Genomic DNA, 19,311 nt, shown 5'->3' with positions numbered 1-19,311 from the left:
ACAGGCGGGCGATCACAGGCGGGTCACTTCGGCGGCCAGCGTATAGCCGCCGCCCCAGACCGTCTTGATCAACTCGGGCGTCTTGGCATCGGTCTCGATTTTACGCCGCAGCCGGCTGACCTGATTGTCGACCGCGCGATCGAACGCTGCGGCCTCGCGTCCCTGTGTCAGGTCGAGCAGCTGGTCGCGGGTGAGCACCTGGCGCGGTCGCGTTACCAGCGCCAGCAGCAGGTTATACTCGCCGGTCGAGAGCGGCACCGACACGCCCTCGCGGTCGACCAGCGCGCGTTCGCCCGATTTCAGCACCCAGCCGGCAAAGGCATAGGCGTTCGCCTCGGGCGCATGCTGGCGCGCACCGCCCGCGGTCGCACGGCGCAGGATGACCTTCACCCGCGTCGCCAGTTCGCGCGGCGAGAACGGCTTCACGACGTAATCGTCGGCGCCCATTTCGAGCCCGATGATCCGGTCGGTCTCCTCAGTGCGCGCGGTCAGCAGGATCACCGGCACGTCGCTGGTCGCGGCGATATGGCGGCACAGCGACAGCCCGTCTTCGCCCGGCATCATGATGTCGAGGATGACGAGATCGATCGCGTAGGCCGTCAGCCGCGTCCGCGCGCTTTCCGCATCGCCCGCCTGCGTGACGCGAAACCCCTGTTTGGTGAGGTACGCGGCCAGTGGCTCGCGGATCGAGCGCTCGTCGTCGACGAGCAACAGATGCGGCATATCTCCCATCGGGGCAGTGTCTAGCATGGCGACTGTCCAGGGGAAGCACCGGGACGCGGTGCCTCCCCCCTTTCCAAATTATTGGGCGGGGGCGGGCACTGTCGCTGGTGCGGGCGGGGTGACGCCCTGACGGCGTTCGCGACGATCGACGTGGCGCATCTCGGCGGCATTGGCGCGCTCGGTCGCGTCGATCATGCCGTCGTGATTGGCGTCCATCCGGTCGAACCGCTTGAGCGCGCGCGCCTCGAACTCTTCGCGGGTCACGCTGCCGTCGCCGTTCGGATCCATCCGGCGACCCATGCCGTCATGCTTCGCACCACCCGGCGGCGGCACCGGCACGTCGCGACCGCTGGCGATCATTCGGTCGTGCATCGCGGTCCGATAGGCGCGCATCTCGCCGGCGGTCACTCGGCCGTCATGATCGGTATCCATCTGCGCGAACCGCGCATCGGCCTGTGCGATTGCTTCGGCGCGCGTGGCGACACCGTCGCGGTTGGCATCCTGACGCATCGGCGGACGCGGCGCAGGGGTAGGGGTAGGGGCGGTTTGTGCACTGGCAGCGGACGTGATCGCACTGGCGGCGAGCATCAGGGTGAGGACGGTCTTGCGCATGTCGGTCTCCGGCGGAGTGGGACGAATTCCCATCGAATAACGCCGCTCTAAACCCTGGTTGTCGCAGGCTTTTACCGCCGCGACGCCAATGTGTCGCAAGATATCTCGAACACGCGAAGTTCAGGCGAAGATCGCGACGCTCTGCATCTGTTCCGCAACCGGCGTGCCGTCGGCGTTCCAGATCGCCATCTGCTGGCTCGAATTGCCCTCCCGCGTGTAGTCGGTGGTCGCGCGGAGCAGCCACCAGCCGTCGCGCGTCACCGGCTGCGGCCCGAGAATGTTGAGCAACCACGTCATCGAACTGAGCGGGGCGGGGCCGCCGAGCAGCTTCAGCGCGGCAGGCGGCAGGCAGTCCGCGATCGCGATCAGTTCGACCATCGGATCGAGCCCTTCGCGCTCGATCAGCCGCGCCCAACGGAGCCATTCCGCCGGCCCGACGCTGTCGTCGCGGCGATCGAGCAGGTCGAAGTTGCGCGAGAACGCCACCGCGCTGTGGCCGCGGAACGTCTGCGCGTCCGGCTCTGGCATCGGGAAGTCCGGCGCTCGACCGCTCTGGTGATCGACACGCGATTCGACCGCCGCCATGAACACGAACGTCGCACGGAGCCCGAGCCCGGCCGCGCTCTCGACGTCGGCCTGGACGAACGCCGCGTTGCGTCCGCGCCGCAGCCGGCTCGCCCGGATCACGATCTCGCCCGATAATGGCCCGATGAACGACACCTGCGCAGACCGCAGCGGCGGCAGGGCGACGTCGGACTGCTGCGCGACATGGAGTGCCAATGCCGCCGAGAAGCCACCATACGCCGTGCGCCCCTGCGCCCAGTTCTCCGGCACCGTGCCGCGCCAGCCGTCCTCGGTCAGCTCCAAGGCGTCGATCGCCTGTTTGAGAGTGGTCATGGGTTTAGCTCTCTCATCTGCGGGTGATTGCGCGTGTCGAACTCCGATTTGGCCTCCGTCGTCATCCTGACGAAAGTCAGGACTCAGAGCCAAGGATCGGGGCGCTTGTGGTCCTGGGTCCTGACTTTCGTCAGGATGACGGGACTGTTGAGGCGAGCCGGTCGCGGAGTTCGCGCTTCAGGACCTTGCCGATCGCACTGCGGGGTAGTTCGTCCGCGACGTGCAGGGCCGACAAGCGCTGTGTCTTGCCGAGCTGCGCGTTCGCCCACGCCAGGATCGAAGGCGCATCTTCGGTCGCTCCATCGCGCGGCACATAGAACCCCACCGGCGTCTCGCCCCACGCCTCGGAAGGCACGCCGATCACCGCGCAGTCCGCCACCGCGGGATGCTGCGCGAGCACCGCCTCCAGATCAGACGGATAGATGTTGAACCCGCCCGATATGATCAGGTCCTTCTTCCGGTCCATCAGCGTGAGGAAACCGTCCTCGTCGAACCGTCCGACGTCGCCGTGGCGGATGTAGCGGTGGCCGTCCGCGTCATACCATTCGGCATCGCGCGTCGCCTCCGAGCGGCCGTGATAGCCGTTCATCATCGCGGGGCTACGGCCAACGACCTCGCCCATCTCGCCCGGCGCGACTTCGTTGCCGTCGTCGTCGATCAGGCGGATCTCGTGGCCCGGCATCGGCTGGCCGACGGTGTGGAGCTTGGTCGGGTTGGCGGTGGCGTTCAGCGCGCAACTCGCGCCACCCTCGGTCATACCGTAAAATTCGACCAGCAATCCCGGCCAGCGCGCGACGACGTCGGCCTTCAGCGCGGCGGAAAAGGGCGCGCTGGTGCTGGTCTTGAAGCGGAAGGCCGACAGGTCGAAGTCGTCGAAATCGGGCAGCGCCATGATCCGCTGATACTGCACCGGCACGAGCATCGTGTGCGTGGCCCGATACCGTTCGGCGAGTTCGAGATAGGCGCGCGCCTCGAACTTCCCCATCAGCACGACCGTGCCGCCCCAGCCTAGCGTCGGCAGGAAGCTTACGAGGGTCGTGTTCGAATAGAGCGGGGTGGCGATCATCGTCACCGCGGTGTCGAACCCGGCGGCGGTGTTCCGCGCGATATGTGCCCAGCGCATTGCGTGGCTCTGGACGATGCCCTTCGGCGTGCCGGTCGTGCCGGACGAGTAGATGATATTGAACGGGTCATCGGGCACTATTTCGACCGGGGTTGGTTTCGCGTCGAGAGGAGCGAGCCAGTCCTCGAAAGCTAGAAAAGCCTGTTCCCCCGCGAAGGCGGGGGCCCAGTCTGGGCCCCCGCCTTCGCGGGGGAACAAGACCACGCGGGCCATCAACAGTTGCCCTTCCAACGTCCGCGCATTCTCCGCATCGAGGAACACGATCGGCGCACCACTATCCGCAATCATGGCCGCGATCGCCGCCGGCGTGGCGGACGGCGCGATCGGCGTCGCGACACATCCCGCACGTACCGCACCAAGGAATACCGCGGCGTAGTTGGTCGTCGGCGCCGCGACGATCGCCACTGCGGTCCCCGGCACCACCCCATCATGCTGCAACGCCGCCGCGACCTGGTCCATCATCCTATCGAGTGTCCGATAGTCGATACTGCCCTGCGCATCGGCGACGGCCGTACGATCCCCGCGTTCGAGCGCATGCGCGCGAATCAAATCGGGCAGCGTGGCGAAGCCCGTGGCGAGCATGTCTGCGGCAGTCGTCATTCGCGCATCGCTAGGCGAACGCGCCCGGCAATGCCATACGGTATATTCGAAAACCGATATCGAGGAGACGCCGATGCTGTTCTACGATAGCGCGCTGCCCGCGCCCAACCCGCGCCGCGTCCGGATCTTCCTCGCCGAAAAGCATATCCGCGTACCAATGGTGCAGATCTCGATCCCCAAGGCCGAGCACACGGCGGAGGCGTTCCTGTCGGTCAACGCGCTGGGCCAGACCCCCGCGCTGGCGTTCGACGATGGCCGCGTGCTGACCGAAAGCGTCGCGATCTGCCGCTATTTCGAGATGCTCCACCCCGATCCGCCGCTGTTTGGCCACGGCGCGCACAACGTCGCTGAGATCGACATGTGGACGCGGCGGATCGAGTTGCGGCTGATGACGCCGCTGTCGATGGTCTGGCTGCACACGCACCCCTGGACCGCGCGGATCGTCCAGCCGCAATATACCGAGTTCGGCGAAAGCCAGCGCCCACGCGTGCTGGCCGCGATGGCAGAGTTCGATCATGTGCTCGCGGGTCGCGACTGGCTCGACGGGGAGCGTTACACGATCGCCGACATCGTCCTGCTGACGACGATCGACTTCGCCAAGTTCGTCGGCATCGTAGTGCCCGACGATCTGGTGCACCTGAAGGCCTGGCACGCCCGCGCCACCGCCCGACCAAGCTCCCAAGCGTGAACGGCAGCGGCACATCCAGCTGTCCGATTTTACCAAGACTGCCAGGATCTGCAAAAGTCGCTTTGCAAAGCCGCGAATCTATGCGAGGGGGCCGCATACCCGGTATTCAGATTGCCCGGACGCTCCGCTCCATCGGTGATGCGAGACGAGCCCGGCCACGACGTTGGAGAGGGGATAAGGCGGAAGAGCGACCCGAACGAGGACGCATCTTCCGCCGTCCTTCCCGCGAACCACCGGCCACACCCCGAAACGCGCAACGCTATGCTCCGGCGCGATAATTCCGCCTTGCGACGGCATGCCCTCGGCTCGTCGCAGATGTGCCCGGCGTGCAGCTTTAGCTTGTCTGGTACGCCTCGATTGCCCTAGCGTAAGGTGTGTTTCGACTTCGAGGTATTGCCGATGGCCGCAGCGTATCAGTCCCATCCCGAGATCGCCGATGCCTTGGCAATGAAGCGACGGGGCCTGACGCTCGCGCTGCTCACCTTCACCTATTTCTTCAGTTATATGGACCGCCAGATCCTCGCCATCCTGCTCGAGCGGATCAAGGCGGACCTGCTGCTGACCGATACGCAACTCGGGCTGCTGTCCGGACTTGTCTTCGCGATCTTCTACGCGACGCTCGGCCTCCCGGTCGCACGACTCGCGGATCGCACCAGCCGCCGCAACATCATCGCCGCCAGCCTGACGATCTGGAGCGCAATGACCGCGCTGTGCGGGCTCGCGCAGAATTTCACGCAGCTGATGCTGTTCCGGATAGGCGTCGGCATCGGCGAGGCGGGGTCGAGCCCGCCCAGTCATTCGATCATCGCCGATCTCTATCCACCCGAGAAGCGTGCCAGTGCGATGGCGGTGTATTCGCTCGGCGTGGTGCTCGGCGCTGGCTTCGGCACGCTGATCGGTGGGGTCGTCGCGCACTCTTACGGGTGGCGGATCGCGATGATGACTGTGGGCCTGCCGGGTATCGTCTTGGCCGTCCTCGTCCGTTTGTTCATGGTCGAGCCTCGCCGCGGCTTGTCCGACGCGGCACGCGCCGTAGCGGCGCCGATGCCGAGCGTCGCGCAAGGCTTCGCCTCGATGTGGGCGAGCGCACCGGCGCGACACTTGGTGGTCGGTGTCACGCTGACATCGATGATCGGCTACGCGCTGACCGGCTGGGGCCCGAGCTATATCCAGCGGTCGCTCGGCATCTCGATGCTCGACATCTCGCGCTATATCGCGCTGCCGGGGGCGCTGTTCGGCGCGATCTCGGCGCTGGCGGGCGGCAAGATCGCGGATGTCCTCGCCAAGCGTCACGGCCTCCACGTCCAGGCCTGGGTGGTGCTGGTGATGAAGGGGCTTTCCCTCCCGTTCGCGCTCGCCTTCTATTTGATCGACGCGCCGGCGATCGCGATCGGCAGCTATTTCGTGTCACTGATCTTCGCCAATTCCTATCTCGGGCCTAGCTTCGCGCTGATCCAGCATCTCGCGCCGTTGCAGATCCGCGCGATGTGGGCGGCGATCACGTTGCTGGTGATCAACCTGGTCGGGCTGGGACTCGGGCCGACGCTGGTGGGCTGGCTGAGCGACCTTTTGAAGTCGGGCTTTGGCGAGGATTCGCTGCGCTATGCGCTGGTGATCATCGTGCTGATGACGCCGTGGGCGCTTTTCCACTATTGGCGTGCCGGGGTTCTGCTGAAGCGCGCGGAGGATGCTGCTAGGTAACCGCTTCGTCGTCAGCTTGGCTGGGCGGCGGCGGGGCGGGCCAACGCATCCGCCAACAACCATGTCATCGCGCTTGTCCGGTCATCAAATACCGCCATGTCGTCGCGCACCGCGACGATCCGCTTCACCTGCAGCCGCGCGAGCTTGCCGTCGGTGAACAAGGCGACTTTCCGCGATTTCAGCGGGATGGTCAAAGCCACGCGCTGGAGCATCGTCACCACCTCCTGGGGCTGGATCGCGGACCGCGAGAAATTGCCCAGCAGCATGTGACGCTTGCCGGTCGCCAGCACGCGCCGCGCCTCGCCATCCAGATCGCGGAGGAAGCCCTCGACATGCGGGATCGTCCAGAATCCGGACGCCTCGACCTCGATGATGCCGGTGTCGAGATCGGTCGTGATCGTGTGCATGACGCCCTCCGTGGAGGTGTCGGGATCGGCCGCTCGGCGTTAACGACGCGTAACCAAACCGTTACGAGTACGATTGTCGCCCCGCCTGTGACGCCGTGCGGATCAGCCCCTAGCCATCCGATCGTCGAACAGCCCGAACATCAACGTCGAGGCGTACATCGCGATCGCCCGCTCGCGCGGCATCGTCGACGCCCATTTGCGCATGTCGAACGCCGCGTTCTGGAGCGCCATCAGCGCCTGCGCCGCGATCAGCGCATCGACCGCGCGGATCGAGCCTTCGCCGATACCGTCCATCATCATGCCGGCATAGCGCCGCGCGATACCGTTCGAGCGATCGACCATCGCATTGCGTACGCCGACCGGCAAACCGCTCAGCGCGGTGGTGCGGAGCAGCGGGCCCCGCTCGGCGAACTGCACGTCGAGCAACGTCGCGACGGTGCTCGACAATTTGTGCCAATAGCTCCCGCCCTCGGCCTCGCCGCGGCTCTGCGCATCGGCGATCGTGTCGAAGCTGCGGCGGTAGCACGCGATGACGAGATCGTCCTTCGCGTCGAGATGGTGATAGAAGCTGCCCTTGGTCACGTTCAGCTCGGACGCGATCTTCTGGACGGACGCACCGCGATAGCCAAGTTCGTTGATCAGGCGCGTCGCCGCCAGCAGGAACGCCTCGCGCCCCGGCTCCGCCTCGTCATGACTGAGATCGAGCAGGGTAGGGGCCCAGCGCGTGTCCTTCCCCGCGATGCCGTGCGCAAACACATCCATCAAGCGTTCCTCGACACGCCCATATTGATCGGGCTCGTACCGCGTCAGCCAGATCGGCAACCAGAACGTGTTCTCGAGAAGCACATGCGCGCGCGCACCGTTGAGGTCGGTCTGCGCACGTGACGAGGTCGGCCCCCACAACAGGCGCGTCCGACGGAACACCTCGCGCCAGCCCGCCATCAGCCGGCCGCGCATCGGCTCCTCGGTCGCGCGCAGATCGGAGAGCACCGCGAACGCCTTCTCCTCGCCGCGCTGGATGCGGGCGAGCCGGTCCATGTTGAGCGCGAGATAGCGCCGCACGCGATCCTCGGGCGTCGCCTCCTCCATCGCGACGTCGAGCATCGCGATCAACGATTCGAGCGTGTTCTCGAACGCCGCCGCCGCGAGGTCTTCCTTGCGCTTAAAATAATAGGTAACGCTGGTCGTGTTGAGCCCGACGCGCCGCGCCACGTCCGCGAACGTCATGCCCTTGGCACTCTGTTCGTTGATCGCTTCTGCCGCTGCGGCGAGGATCGCGTCACGCTTCGCACGGAAGCGCTTGGTCCCCTGTTCGCTCTCGTCGCTGGCCTCTGCCGGAACCTTCATCGAAACACCCTAACAGCTTCGATTTGAAGATACAGTGCTTTTTAGGCGCTTTCAGGGCGGACTTGAAAACATGCTTTCCGGGGCCCCGCGCACGCTTTACCGAATACGCGGTATGGTCTAACCCGCCTCCAAAGCGATGACGAACGGAGAGCCCGCATGGATTTTACGCTGAGCGAACGAGAGACGTATTTCCGGGATCGGGTCCGGGATTTCATCGATCAGAATATCCGCCCGCGACAGGCCGATTACGACCAGCAGGCGCATGAAGGCGAGCGCTGGAAGGTGATTCCGGTGATCGAGGAGATGAAGGAGAAGGCCAAGGCCGCGGGCTTGTGGAATTTCTTCATGCCGCCGCATTCGGGCCAGACTCACGTCGACGACTCGTTCGAGTTCGAAGGCACGCAGCTGACCAATCTCGAATATGCGTTATGCGCGGAGGAGATGGGCAAGGTCAGCTGGGCGAGCGAGTGCTTCAACTGCTCGGCGCCCGATACCGGCAACATGGAAGTGTTTCACCGCTATGGCACGCGCGAGCAGAAGGACCGGTGGCTCGGGCCGTTGATGCGCGGCGAGATCCGCTCGGCGTTCCTGATGACCGAGCCTGCGGTGGCATCGTCGGACGCGACCAACATCGAGACGTCGATGGTGCGCGACGGCGATCACTACGTCATCAACGGCACGAAGTGGTGGTCGAGCGGCGTCGGCGATCCGCGCTGCAAGATCGCGATCGTGATGGGCAAGACGAGCTTCGAGGGCTCGCGGCATCAGCAGCAGAGCCAGATCCTCGTGCCGATGGATACGCCCGGCGTGACGATCAAGCGGATGCTTTCCGTCTACGGGTACGACCATGCGCCGCACGGCCATGGCGAGGTCGTGCTGGAGAACGTCCGCGTGCCGGTCGAGAATGTGCTGCTCGGTGAAGGGCGCGGGTTCGAGATCGCGCAGGGGCGGCTTGGGCCGGGTCGCATCCATCACTGCATGCGGACGATCGGCGTGGCCGAAACCGCGATCGAAGCGATGGCGAAGCGACTGCTCGAGCGGGTCGCGTTCGGCAAGCGGATCGCCGACTTCTCGGTGTGGGAAGAGCGGATCGCGACGGCGCGAATCGACATCGAGATGACTCGGCTGCTGTGCCTCAAGGCGGCGGACATGATGGACAAGGCGGGCAACAAGTCGGCGCAGATCGAAATCTCGATGATCAAGGTCGCCGCGCCGAACATGGCGTTGCGGATTCTCGACGATGCGATCCAGGCGCATGGCGGTGGCGGCGTCTCGGGCGACTTCCGGTTGGCGCATGACTGGGCGGCGATGCGGACTCTGCGGTTCGCGGACGGTCCGGACGAGGTCCACAACCGCTCGATCGCGCGCAACGAGTTCGGGAAATACGGGGATTTTCGCAAGGGTGGCGTTTCGAGCGGGGATGTCGGTGTGAGCCGGTAGGTTTTCTCCGTCCGTTCGTCCGCTATTCCCCGTCATCCCAGCGAAAGCTGGGATCTCCCCATTCGGGTCGCGGCGCCTGCCAACCGGGATACCCCAGCTTTCGCTGGGGTGACGGATTTGGTGGAGGGGCGGACTTCGGAATGACGGGCTGGGTGGAGTGCCCCGACCACAAGAAATGCGAAAGGCAGACATGAAAGCCGCAGTCCTTTTCGAAGCCAACACCCCGCTCAGCATCGAGGACGTGACCGTCTCGAAGCCGACGGCGCATGAGGTACTGATCCGCACCGTCGCGGTCGGCGTGTGCCGGTCCGACCTACATTTTGTCGACGGCGCCTATCCGCACGCGATGCCGACGATTCCGGGGCATGAGGCTTGCGGTGTGGTCGAGGCGATCGGCGACGAGGTGCGCGGCGTGAAGGTCGGCGACCATGTCGTCACCTGTCTCTCGGCGTTCTGCGGCCAATGCGAGTTCTGCGTCACCGGCCGGATGTCGCTGTGCATCGACGCCAGCGTGCGCCGTCCCAAGGGCGCCGCACCGCGCCTCATGCTCGGCGACCGGCCGATCGCGCAGATGCTCAACCTCAGCGCCTATGCCGAGATGATGCTGGTCCACGAACACGCCTGCGTGGCGATCGACCGCGACATGCCGATGGACCGCGCGGCGCTGCTGGGCTGCGCGATCACGACGGGGGCTGGGGCGGTGTTCAACACCACCGACGTGACGCCGGGCGAGACGGTGTGCGTGGTCGGCTGCGGTGGCATAGGCCTTGCCGCCGTGAACGCGGCGAAGATCGCCGGCGCGGGGAAGATCATCGCGCTCGATCCCGTTCCCGAGAAGCGGGCGATGGCGGAGAAGCTCGGCGCGACACACAGCATTGACGCGCTGTCCGACACCGCCGCGGACGAGGTCGTCGCGATCACCAAGGGCGGCGTGCACCATGCGATCGAGGCGGTCGGCCGTGCGCAATCGGCGGCCACCGCGGTGAAGGTCCTGCGTCGCGGCGGCACCGCGACGATCCTCGGTATGATGCCGCTCGGCGAGAAGGTCGGGCTGTCGGCGATGGACCTGCTATCAGGCAAGCGGTTGCAGGGCGGGTTCATGGGCTCGAACCGCTTCCCGGTCGACATCCCGCGGCTGGTCGATTTCTACATGCGCGGGTTGCTCGATCTTGACACGATCATCGCCGACCGCATGCCACTCGAGCGCATTAACGACGCGTTTGACGAACTGCGGCGCGGCGACACGACCCGCAGCGTGATCACCTTCTCGTGAGCGATGCATCGACCAGCATGGTCGGCACGATCGAAGTCGGCGAGCGCGACAAGCTCGACCTCGACGCGCTTGGGGCGTGGATGATTGCCAACGTCCCCGGTTACGCTGGCCCGCTTACCTACGCGAAGTTCGCCGGCGGCCAGTCGAACCCGACCTACCGCCTCGACACGCCGGAGCGCGCCTACGTCCTGCGTCGGAAACCGTTCGGCCCGATCCTGCCGAGCGCACACGCCGTCGATCGCGAATACCGTGTCATCGCCGGGCTGCATCCGACCGGCTTCCCGGTCCCGCGGCCCTATGGCCTCTGCGAAGACGCGGCCGTGATCGGCTCGGCCTTCTACGTCATGGAGATGGTCGAGGGCCGGACGATCTGGGACGGCGCGATGCCCGGCGCGACCCCGCCCGAGCGCACCGCGCACTACGAGGCGATGGTCGACACGCTCGCCGCGCTCCACAACACCGATTATGCGGCGGCGGGGCTCGGCGACTACGGCAAGCCCGGCAATTATTTCGAGCGCCAGGTCGGCCGCTGGACCAAGCAATACCGTGCCGCCGAGACCGAGCAGATGGAATCGGTCGAACGCCTCATCGAATGGTTGCCAAGAACGCTGCCCGAGCAGACGCGGACCTCGATCGTCCATGGCGACTACCGCATCGACAACATGATCTTCGCGCCGTCGGAGCCGAAGGTCATCGCGGTGCTCGACTGGGAGTTGTCGACGCTCGGCGATCCGTTGGCCGATTTCTCATATCTGTTGATGAGCTGGGTGACTGAACCCGAAGGGCGGTCCGGCGTGCTCGGCATGACCGGGCCAGAGACGGGCATTCCGACGATCGAGCAGGTCGTCGAGCGTTATTGCGCCGCCACCGGCCGCGACGGGGTGCCCGATCTCAACTGGTATTTCGCCTACAACCTCTTCCGCCTGACCGGGATCGTCCAGGGGATCAAGAAGCGTATCGTCGACGGCACCGCGTCGAGCGCGCAGGCGGAGAAGACGGTCGCGAAGATCCACGGGCTGGCGGATGCGGCGTGGGGCTTCGCAGTGAAGGCGGGGGCTTAGTTCATGCCCCCGAATTCTCCCGTCATCCCAGCGAAAGCTGGGATCTCACGGTTTGGATCGTAGCGCCAGCCAACGGGGATACCCCAGCTTTCGCTGGGATACGGGCTTGGTTCGAGATAAGTCGCTACGGGAGAAGAAGATGTCGCAGTTCGACCTAACGGGACAAGTCGCGATCGTCACCGGATCCTCACGAGGAATCGGCCTCGCCTCCGCCCGCGAACTCGCCGAGCACGGCGCCAAAATCGTGATATCCAGCCGCAAGCAGGACGCCTGCGACACCGTCGCGGCGGAGCTCAACGCCAAGCACGGCGACGGCACCGCAATCGCCATCGCCGCCAACATCTCCGACAAGGCCGGCCTTCAGCACCTCGTCGACCAAACGCGAGCCAAGTTCGGCCGCATCGACATCCTCGTCTGCAACGCCGCCTCGAACCCCTATTACGGCCCCCAGGCCGGCATCGCCGACGACCAGTTCCGGAAAATCCTCGACAACAATATCGTCTCCAACCACTGGCTGATCCAGATGGTCGCGCCCGAGATGCTGGAGCGCCGCAGCGGCAGCATAATCATCATCTCGTCGATCGGCGGCCTGCGCGGCTCGCCCGTCATCGGCGCGTATTGCATCAGCAAGGCTGCCGACATGCAGCTCGCACGCAACCTCGCGGTCGAGTTCGGCCCGTCCAACGTCCGCGTGAACTGCATCGCGCCCGGCCTGATCAAGACCGACTTCGCGCGGGCGCTGTGGGAGGATCCCGGCCGTATCGAGGCGGCGAACACGCGCGTCCCGCTTCGTCGGATCGGCGAGCCCGAAGAGATCGCCGGCGCAGTCGTCTTCCTCGCGTCCTCGGCAAGTAACTTCATGACAGGCCAGACGATGGTCATCGACGGCGGCGTCACCATCTAACCGAAGGACCATGCGATGCGCTTTACGCACAAATCCATCATCGTCACCGGCGCAGGTTCCGGCATCGGCCGCGCCGCCGCGCTCCTGTTCGCGAGCGAAGGGGGCAGGGTCGTCGTCGCCGACAAGACCGAGGGCGCAGACGAAACTGCCCACCTGATCGCGCAAGCCGGCGGCACCGCCAAGGCGATCCGCATCGACGCGGGCTTCGAGGACGACGTGATCCGCACCATAGCGCTGGCATGCGACAGCTTCGGCGGGCTCGACGTCATGTTCGCTAACGCCGGCATTTCGGGCGGCATGGCAAACCTGTTCGACACAGACGTCGCGCTCATCACCGAAGTGCTGCGCGTCAACCTGATCGGCCCGTTCCTCGCGATCAAGCATGCCGCGCCGCGTATCGCCGAGCGAGGGAAGGGCGCGATCGTCCTCACCGCGAGCGTCGCCGGCATCCGCTCGGGCGCCGGCTCGCCCGCGTATTCCGCGTCGAAGGCCGGCGTCATCAACCTCGCCGCCGTCTCGGCCCAGCAGCTCACCGGCTCGAACGTCCGGGTCAACGCGATCTGCCCCGGCCTGACGGAGACCGGCATGACCAAGCCCGTCTTCGATTACGCGCGCGAGGCGAACAAGATGGACCGCGTCGGCCGCCTCAACCCGCTCCACCGCGGCGCGCAGCCCGAGGAATTGGCAAAGGTTGCACTGTTCCTGGCCTCCGAAGACGCGAGCTACGTCAACGGGCAAGCGATCGCTGTCGACGGCGGTCTCTCGTCCAGCCACCCGGTGACGCGCCAGGAATATGGCAAGACTGCCGCTTGACCCGAAGCGAGGGCAGGCAGTCGCCGCTGTCGACGCCCGACGGTCGTTACATCGTCGTCCGCGGTCGGTTGTGGCGCAAGGCGAACCCCGATCTGTCCGATGCAGATCGGGATCGTCTGGTGCACGACCTGATGGATGCGCGACGTGCTGTGGCACAAGCCCGACGGCGCAGCGATGTGGAAGGCGAGCATGCCGCACATGCCGCGGTCGACACGGCTAAGCGAGGCCTCGGGGAAAGAGGCCCGGTATGGTGGACGGATGGCGCCCCTGATTTGAACCGGCATATGGCAAGGACGACGTCCTATGCGGAATGGTTTTCTATAGCAGACACATCGTGACGTTGTGCGTTTAGCACCCGGCAACTCTCTAAAGTTACGCGATATTTACTATTAAGTGTCGTGAGATGTTCTGCCGAACCGCCCCCGTAATCGCCTTAACCCACGGCAATGCAAGGAACGGGTAGCGTCGGAAAGCGTCCTTGCTCCTATGGAAATCCAGCAGTCATCATTATTTCCCTGGCGCCACAAGGATCAGGACACGCACGTCGCGCTGCTCCGCGATCACATAGCGGAAGCGACCTTCCCGTGTGTCGGTGCAAAAGCGGCAGTCGCAAAAGGCACGTTGGAAGTGCTGTCGTGCAACCGCATCGACAGCGCATGGGACGACGTTCGCATCCATGACAGCCTGTTGACCTTTGCAGCCGCATACCGCGCAGATCCGGCGCTGTTCCGGAGCTTTGCCGTTGTGTTCGACGAGCCGGTGACGTTCGACGAGCCGACCTTCGAGCGGCACCTCTGGAACCGTATCCAGTCGCTATCCGACAAGGATGTCTGGCGCGGACAGGAATATGACGAGCGCGTGAGTGCCGATCCGGACAGCCCGCATTTCTCGCTCAGCTTCGGCGGCGAGGCGTTCTTCGTGGTCGGCCTGCATCCCAATGCCAGCCGCCCCGCGCGACAGTTCGCGCGCCCGACGATGGTCTTCAATCTCCATGACCAGTTCACGATCCTGCGCGCGCAGGGCCGTTACGAAACGATGCGCGAAAAGATCATGGTGCGTGACGAGGCTATCGCCGGGTCGCGCAATCCCATGCTGACACGTCATGGTGAAATGAGCGAGGCCCGGCAGTATAGCGGGCGCTCGGTCGACGAGGTCTGGCGCTGCCCGTTTTCCTATCAGGGAGCATCGTCGTGACGGGCAACCCCGAAGCGCTGGCCGTGATCGAGATTCCGGAGCGCAGCGGCACCGCCTTTCGTCTCGCGCGGGGCGAAACGCTGACCGTGATCGACCCCCGTGGCGAGCAGGTTGCCGATCTGCTCGCATTCAACGCCGGCGATCTCGACGAGGTCATCTCCTCGGGGCGGACGCTCGACTATGCCGAGACGATCTACCTGACGACAGGTCACATTCTCTATTCGAACCGGTCGCAGCCGATGCTGGAGATCGTCGCGGATGACGTCGGCCGGCACGACTTTTTGCTGACGCCGTGCTCGTACGACACGTTTCATCATTTCTACCCGACGCTGACTCCGCATCGGGGGTGTTTCGGCAATCTCGCGGCGGCGCTTGAGCCTTATGGCGTGGTCGCCGATCGGATTCCGACGGCGTTCAACTGTTTCATGAACGTGCCGATCGACGCAGATACGGGCAAGCTCAGTGTCCTGCCGCCGATCAGCAAGGCGGGCGACCAGATCGTGTTTCGCGCGGCGATGGATCTCGTCATCGGCCTGACGGCGTGTTCAGCACCGGATTCGAACGGCGGCACCTTCAAACCGATCCACTATGCGATCGGAGCCAATCCTCGACTGCGATAGGATGGCGCAAACTCAGGGTGCGCATGGTGCGCGCTACGCTTGCGTAACGACTTTGTGGGGACCATTTGGGGCGTGCGGGCGTTTGACGTCCGACCCTATTCACGAAGGAGAATCCTGATGGCTTTCGAACTCCCGCCGCTGCCTTATGCCTATGACGCGCTTGAGCCGGTGATCGACCAGGAGACGATGAAGTTTCATCATGACAAGCATCATGCTGCGTACACCGCGAAGCTGAACGAAGGCGTCGAGAAGGACACCGCGCTGCAGGGCAAGTCGATCGAGGACATCCTCGGCATGATCTCGTCGCAGCCGCCGCTAGTCCGCAACAATGGTGGTGGCTTCTGGAACCACGACTTCTTCTGGAAGACGATGGCGGCAAAGAACGGCCAGGCCCCGTCGGGGAAGATCGCCGAGGCGATCGATCGCGACTTCGGTAGCCTCGACAAGCTGAAGGAAGAGTTCAACACCAAGGGTGCGGGGCAGTTCGGTTCGGGCTGGGCGTGGCTGATCGCCGATGACAGCGGCAAGCTGAAGGTCACGAGCACGCCGAACCAGGACAACCCGCTGATGGACGACGCCAAGGAGCCCGGTACCCCGCTGCTTGGCAACGACGTCTGGGAGCACGCTTATTACCTGACGTACAAGAACGATCGCCCGGGCTATCTGAAGGCCTGGTGGGACATCGTGAACTGGGACGTCGTCGGCGAGCGCTACGCGAAGGTCGCGGGCTGAACCCAACTCGAACAACCCCTGTCCCAATAACCACCGTCACCCCAGCGAAAGCTGGGGTATCCCGGTTGGCGGTCGTCTCGACTAGAGCGGGGAGATCCCAGCTTTCGCTGGGATGACGGGTTTGAGTTGGGATGACGGATAGTGAATTTACCCTTCGGGCGGCAGGTCGGTCACGGCTTTGTCGCCCGTTTGCAATCCATGCTTCAACAGCATCGGAATGTTGGCGAACGCAAACAGCAACGTCAGCGGGATCGCACCCCACAGCTTGAAGCCGACCCAGAAATTCCATCCGGCGTCCTTGCCCCACGCGGCCAGCGTGTAGCGCCAGACGAATTCGTTCAGCAGCGCCATGAAAATGAAGAACACGACCCAGTTGCGCGTCAGGTTGTGCCAGCCCTCGGCGGTAAGGCCGGGATAGGCGCTTTCGAGCAACGATTGGAGCAACGGGCGCCCGGTGAGCAGCCCGAACAGCAGGATCGCGGCGAACATCGCGTAGATGATCGTCGGCTTCATCTGGATGAAGCGCTGGTCGTGGAAATAGATCGTCAGCCCGCCGAACACGACGATCAGCGCGCCCGACAGCCACAGCATCGGCGAGATATGCCCCGCCTTCACCTTCGACACGATCATTGCGGCGATGGTGGCGATGATGAACGCGGTGGTGGCCGCGATCACGCGCGCGATCGGCAGGCCGGGGGTGAGGAAGTTCACCGCGAAGAAGATCGCGAGCGGGCCGTAGTCGACGCCCATGCGGAGGCCGGGGGGGAGCGGGGGCTTGATCACTATATTATCCAGAAATCACGGTAAAATGCCGTTCGTCCTGAGCGTAGTCGAAGGACATTGCCACAAGCTGACCAATCCTTCGACGTCGCTCAGGACGAACGGAGAGAGAAAGGCGAGGGAGAGATTACTTCCGAACGCTCTCCACCCCGGCGATGATCCGGCTGACCTCGTTCGCATCGAACGGGCGCAGGTCGGTCATCCCCTCGCCGATCCCGATCGCGTGGATCGGCAGTCCGTATTTCTCCGCCGCCGCGACCAGCACGCCGCCGCGCGCCGTGCCGTCCAGCTTGGTCATCACGAGACCGGTGACGCCTGCGACTTCCTTGAAGACCTCGATCTGCTGGAGTGCGTTCTGGCCAGTCGTCGCGTCGAGCACCAAGACGATGTCGTGCGGGCTCTCGGGGTTGATGCGGCCGAGAACGCGGCGGATCTTCGCCAGCTCGTCCATCAGCTCGCGTTTGTTCTGCAACCGCCCGGCGGTGTCGACGATCAGCACGTCGATACCGGTCTCGGTCGCCTTCTTGACCGCATCCCAAACCACACCCGCCGCGTCGCCGCCCTCGGGGCCGGTCACGATCGGCACGCCGACACGCTCAGCCCAGGTGCGGAGCTGGCCGATCGCCGCCGCGCGGAAGGTGTCGCCGGCGGCGAGCATCACGCCGTAATCCTGCTCCATCAACAGGTGCGCGAGCTTGGCGATCGTCGTGGTCTTGCCCGAGCCGTTGACGCCGATGACGAGGATCACCTGCGGGCGCGGGAAGGCGTCGATCTCGATCGGCTTGGCGACCTTGGCGAGCACCTTCTCGACCTCCTCCGCGACGATCACGCGGATGCCGAGCTCCTCCATGTTGCGCTCGAAGCTGCCTTCGGAAAGGCGGTGGCGGATGCGGCCGGCGGTCTCGGGGCCAAGGTCCGACGCGATCAGCGCCTCCTCGATATCGTCGAGCGTCGCGTTGTCGAGCCGCGCGCCGCCGAGGCCGGCGAGGTTGCCGACGAGCCGGTCGGAGGTGCGCTTGAAGCCGCCGATCAGCTTGTCGTGCCAGGTGGGGGTGGTGCTCATGATGGTTCTCGTGTTGCGCTGAGGCGGTCGGACGTGGCGCCGGTGATCGTGATGCGGACGATGTCGCCGGGTATGGCGGGTTCGTCCAGCAAGACTTCTGCGAAATTGCCGATATGGCCGCGGTCGCCGGGGCGTTCGACGAGCATGTCTTGATGCGTGCCGACAAGGGTTTGCAGCCAGTTCGCCCGCGCGGTTTCGCCGGCGTCGCGGAGGATGGCGGCGCGCTGGCGGCGGGCTTCGGGTTCGACCTGCGGCATCCGTGCGGCGGGGGTGCCGGCGCGGGGCGAATAGGGGAAGATGTGTGGGTGGACGATGTGGCAGTCGTCGATCAGCGCGCGCGTGTTGGCGAACATCGCCGCGTCCTCGGTCGGGAAGCCGGCAATCAGGTCCGCGCCGATCGCGATGTCGGGACGGGCGGTCTTGAGGCGATCGACGAGGGCGACGCTTTCGGCGCGTGAATGGCGGCGCTTCATGCGCTTGAGGATCATGTCGTCGCCCGCCTGGAGCGAGAGGTGGACGTGCGGCATTATCCGGCGCTCGGTCGTAAGAAGCGCGAAGAGGCGGTCGTCGATCTCGATGCCGTCGAGCGAGGAGAGACGCAGGCGTTCGAGCTTCGGCACGTGGTGTAGGATGCGTTCGACGAGATGGCCGAGTGTCGGCGCACCGGGGAGGTCGGGGCCGTAGCTGGTCAGGTCGACCCCGGTGAGGACGATCTCGCGGTGGCCTGCGTCGACGAGGCCCGCAATCCGGTCGACGACCGCACCCGCGGGGACCGAGCGGCTCGGACCGCGGCCGAACGGGATCGCGCAGAAGGTACAGCGGTGGTCGCAGCCGTTCTGAACCTCGACGAAGGCGCGAGCGTGCGCGGAGAAGCTGGCGGCGAGATGCGGTGCCGTCTCGCGGACCTGCATGATGTCGGAGACGAGGACGGGTACAGCAGCCTTCCAAGCTGAATACGTGAGTTTGTCCGCATTGCCGATGACGCGGTCGACTTCGGGCATCGCGGCGAAGCTCGCGGGGTCGATCTGCACGGCGCATCCGGTGACGACGATCTGCGCGTCCGGCCGATCGCGTTTGGCCCGGCGGATCGCGACCCGTGTTGCCTTCACCGCGGCGTTGGTGACGGCGCAGCTGTTGACCACGACCATGTCCCGCCCGGCGACGAGCGCGCGGATGGTCTCGCTTTCGGCGATGTTGAGGCGGCAGCCGAGGCTGATGACCTCTGGCTGCGGGGCAGATGGCATGGAGCGCGATTTAGGAGGGGTGGGGGGCGAAGTCCACGCTTTGCATCGTGGTGCTAGCGCGTTCTCCTGCGAACGCAGGAGCCCAGGGT

General features: G+C 65.2%; 19 protein-coding genes. 10 read left to right on the top strand and 9 right to left on the bottom strand.

All coding sequences use genetic code 11. The features are described 5' to 3' along the window. Window positions 1-12: 12 nt before the first annotated feature. The 4 genes from C8J40_RS10350 to C8J40_RS10335 form a co-directional block, all read right to left on the bottom strand. Window positions 13-732: a response regulator gene (locus C8J40_RS10350; protein ID WP_056051122.1), complete on the bottom strand. Its 720-nt coding sequence runs from the start codon at window positions 730-732 to the stop codon at window positions 13-15. Window positions 733-801: 69 nt separating this feature from the next. After that, window positions 802-1,335: an EF-hand domain-containing protein gene (locus C8J40_RS10345; protein ID WP_165911402.1), complete on the bottom strand. Its 534-nt coding sequence runs from the start codon at window positions 1,333-1,335 to the stop codon at window positions 802-804. Between the two features lie 120 nt (window positions 1,336-1,455). Then, on the bottom strand, window positions 1,456-2,232 hold the full coding sequence (locus C8J40_RS10340; protein ID WP_132896930.1) for a thioesterase family protein: 777 nt from the start codon (window positions 2,230-2,232) through the stop codon (window positions 1,456-1,458). Window positions 2,233-2,362: 130 nt separating this feature from the next. Next, a complete protein-coding gene (locus C8J40_RS10335; protein ID WP_132896929.1) occupies window positions 2,363-3,955 on the bottom strand; it encodes a class I adenylate-forming enzyme family protein in 1,593 nt (530 codons plus the stop codon). Between C8J40_RS10335 and C8J40_RS10330 the strand changes: the two genes are divergently transcribed. Next, on the top strand, window positions 3,936-4,643 hold the full coding sequence (locus C8J40_RS10330; RefSeq protein ID WP_243693317.1) for a glutathione S-transferase family protein: 708 nt from the start codon (window positions 3,936-3,938) through the stop codon (window positions 4,641-4,643). The two genes, C8J40_RS10335 and C8J40_RS10330, sit on opposite strands and share 20 nt — an antisense overlap. Window positions 4,644-5,042: 399 nt before the next feature. Continuing rightward, window positions 5,043-6,344: an MFS transporter gene (locus tag C8J40_RS10325; RefSeq protein WP_132896928.1), complete on the top strand. Its 1,302-nt coding sequence runs from the start codon at window positions 5,043-5,045 to the stop codon at window positions 6,342-6,344. A gap of 11 nt (window positions 6,345-6,355) precedes the next feature. On the opposite strand, the gene C8J40_RS10320 is transcribed toward C8J40_RS10325, so the two are convergent. After that, complete coding sequence (locus tag C8J40_RS10320; RefSeq protein WP_132896927.1) at window positions 6,356-6,751, bottom strand: hypothetical protein; 396 nt, start codon at window positions 6,749-6,751, stop codon at window positions 6,356-6,358. A 102-nt stretch (window positions 6,752-6,853) separates the two neighbouring features. Next, window positions 6,854-8,098, bottom strand: coding sequence for a TetR/AcrR family transcriptional regulator (locus tag C8J40_RS10315; RefSeq protein WP_132896926.1), 1,245 nt, complete (start codon window positions 8,096-8,098; stop codon window positions 6,854-6,856). Between the two features lie 156 nt (window positions 8,099-8,254). Between C8J40_RS10315 and C8J40_RS10310 the strand changes: the two genes are divergently transcribed. The 8 genes from C8J40_RS10310 (at window position 8,255) to C8J40_RS10270 (ending at window position 16,135) form a co-directional block, all read left to right on the top strand. Then, window positions 8,255-9,538, top strand: coding sequence for an acyl-CoA dehydrogenase family protein (locus C8J40_RS10310; protein ID WP_132896925.1), 1,284 nt, complete (start codon window positions 8,255-8,257; stop codon window positions 9,536-9,538). A 190-nt stretch (window positions 9,539-9,728) separates the two neighbouring features. Next, window positions 9,729-10,811 carry a Zn-dependent alcohol dehydrogenase gene (locus C8J40_RS10305; protein ID WP_056062250.1) on the top strand — a complete coding sequence of 361 codons (1,083 nt, stop codon included), beginning with the start codon at window positions 9,729-9,731 and terminating at the stop codon, window positions 10,809-10,811. 17 nt (window positions 10,812-10,828) lie between these two features. Next, window positions 10,829-11,872 carry a phosphotransferase family protein gene (locus C8J40_RS10300; protein WP_132897009.1) on the top strand — a complete coding sequence of 348 codons (1,044 nt, stop codon included), beginning with the start codon at window positions 10,829-10,831 and terminating at the stop codon, window positions 11,870-11,872. A gap of 139 nt (window positions 11,873-12,011) precedes the next feature. Then, window positions 12,012-12,776 carry an SDR family oxidoreductase gene (locus C8J40_RS10295; RefSeq protein ID WP_132896924.1) on the top strand — a complete coding sequence of 255 codons (765 nt, stop codon included), beginning with the start codon at window positions 12,012-12,014 and terminating at the stop codon, window positions 12,774-12,776. Window positions 12,777-12,791: 15 nt separating this feature from the next. Beyond that, window positions 12,792-13,589 (top strand): SDR family oxidoreductase, encoded by a 798-nt coding sequence (locus C8J40_RS10290; protein WP_132896923.1) that lies wholly within the window; start codon window positions 12,792-12,794, stop codon window positions 13,587-13,589. Window positions 13,590-14,075: 486 nt separating this feature from the next. Then, entirely contained in the window at window positions 14,076-14,783 is a 708-nt protein-coding gene (gntA, locus tag C8J40_RS10280; protein WP_132896922.1) for a guanitoxin biosynthesis heme-dependent pre-guanitoxin N-hydroxylase GntA, read from the top strand. Beyond that, on the top strand, window positions 14,780-15,403 hold the full coding sequence (locus C8J40_RS10275) for an urea carboxylase-associated family protein (protein WP_132896921.1): 624 nt from the start codon (window positions 14,780-14,782) through the stop codon (window positions 15,401-15,403). Before gntA ends, C8J40_RS10275 begins: the two co-directional genes overlap by 4 nt. A gap of 117 nt (window positions 15,404-15,520) precedes the next feature. Then, complete coding sequence (locus tag C8J40_RS10270) at window positions 15,521-16,135, top strand: superoxide dismutase (RefSeq protein ID WP_132896920.1); 615 nt, start codon at window positions 15,521-15,523, stop codon at window positions 16,133-16,135. A 147-nt stretch (window positions 16,136-16,282) separates the two neighbouring features. Here the strand turns inward: C8J40_RS10270 and ispZ are convergent, their stop codons facing one another. The 3 genes from ispZ to mtaB all read right to left on the bottom strand — a co-directional run bounded on the left by ispZ (window position 16,283) and on the right by mtaB (window position 19,222). Then, on the bottom strand, window positions 16,283-16,885 hold the full coding sequence (ispZ, locus tag C8J40_RS10265; protein ID WP_132897007.1) for a septation protein IspZ: 603 nt from the start codon (window positions 16,883-16,885) through the stop codon (window positions 16,283-16,285). A gap of 157 nt (window positions 16,886-17,042) precedes the next feature. Beyond that, window positions 17,043-17,978, bottom strand: coding sequence for a signal recognition particle-docking protein FtsY (ftsY, locus tag C8J40_RS10260; RefSeq protein WP_132896919.1), 936 nt, complete (start codon window positions 17,976-17,978; stop codon window positions 17,043-17,045). Next, complete coding sequence (gene mtaB, locus C8J40_RS10255) at window positions 17,975-19,222, bottom strand: tRNA (N(6)-L-threonylcarbamoyladenosine(37)-C(2))-methylthiotransferase MtaB (RefSeq protein WP_132896918.1); 1,248 nt, start codon at window positions 19,220-19,222, stop codon at window positions 17,975-17,977. Before mtaB ends, ftsY begins: the two co-directional genes overlap by 4 nt. Between the last annotated feature and the right edge of the window lie 89 nt (window positions 19,223-19,311).

The organism is Sphingomonas sp. PP-CC-3A-396, assembly GCF_004343105.1.
Lineage (GTDB): Bacteria > Pseudomonadota > Alphaproteobacteria > Sphingomonadales > Sphingomonadaceae > Sphingomonas.
Note: the sequence above shows the minus strand (reverse complement) of the source record. Positions and strands in the feature narration are given on the sequence as shown.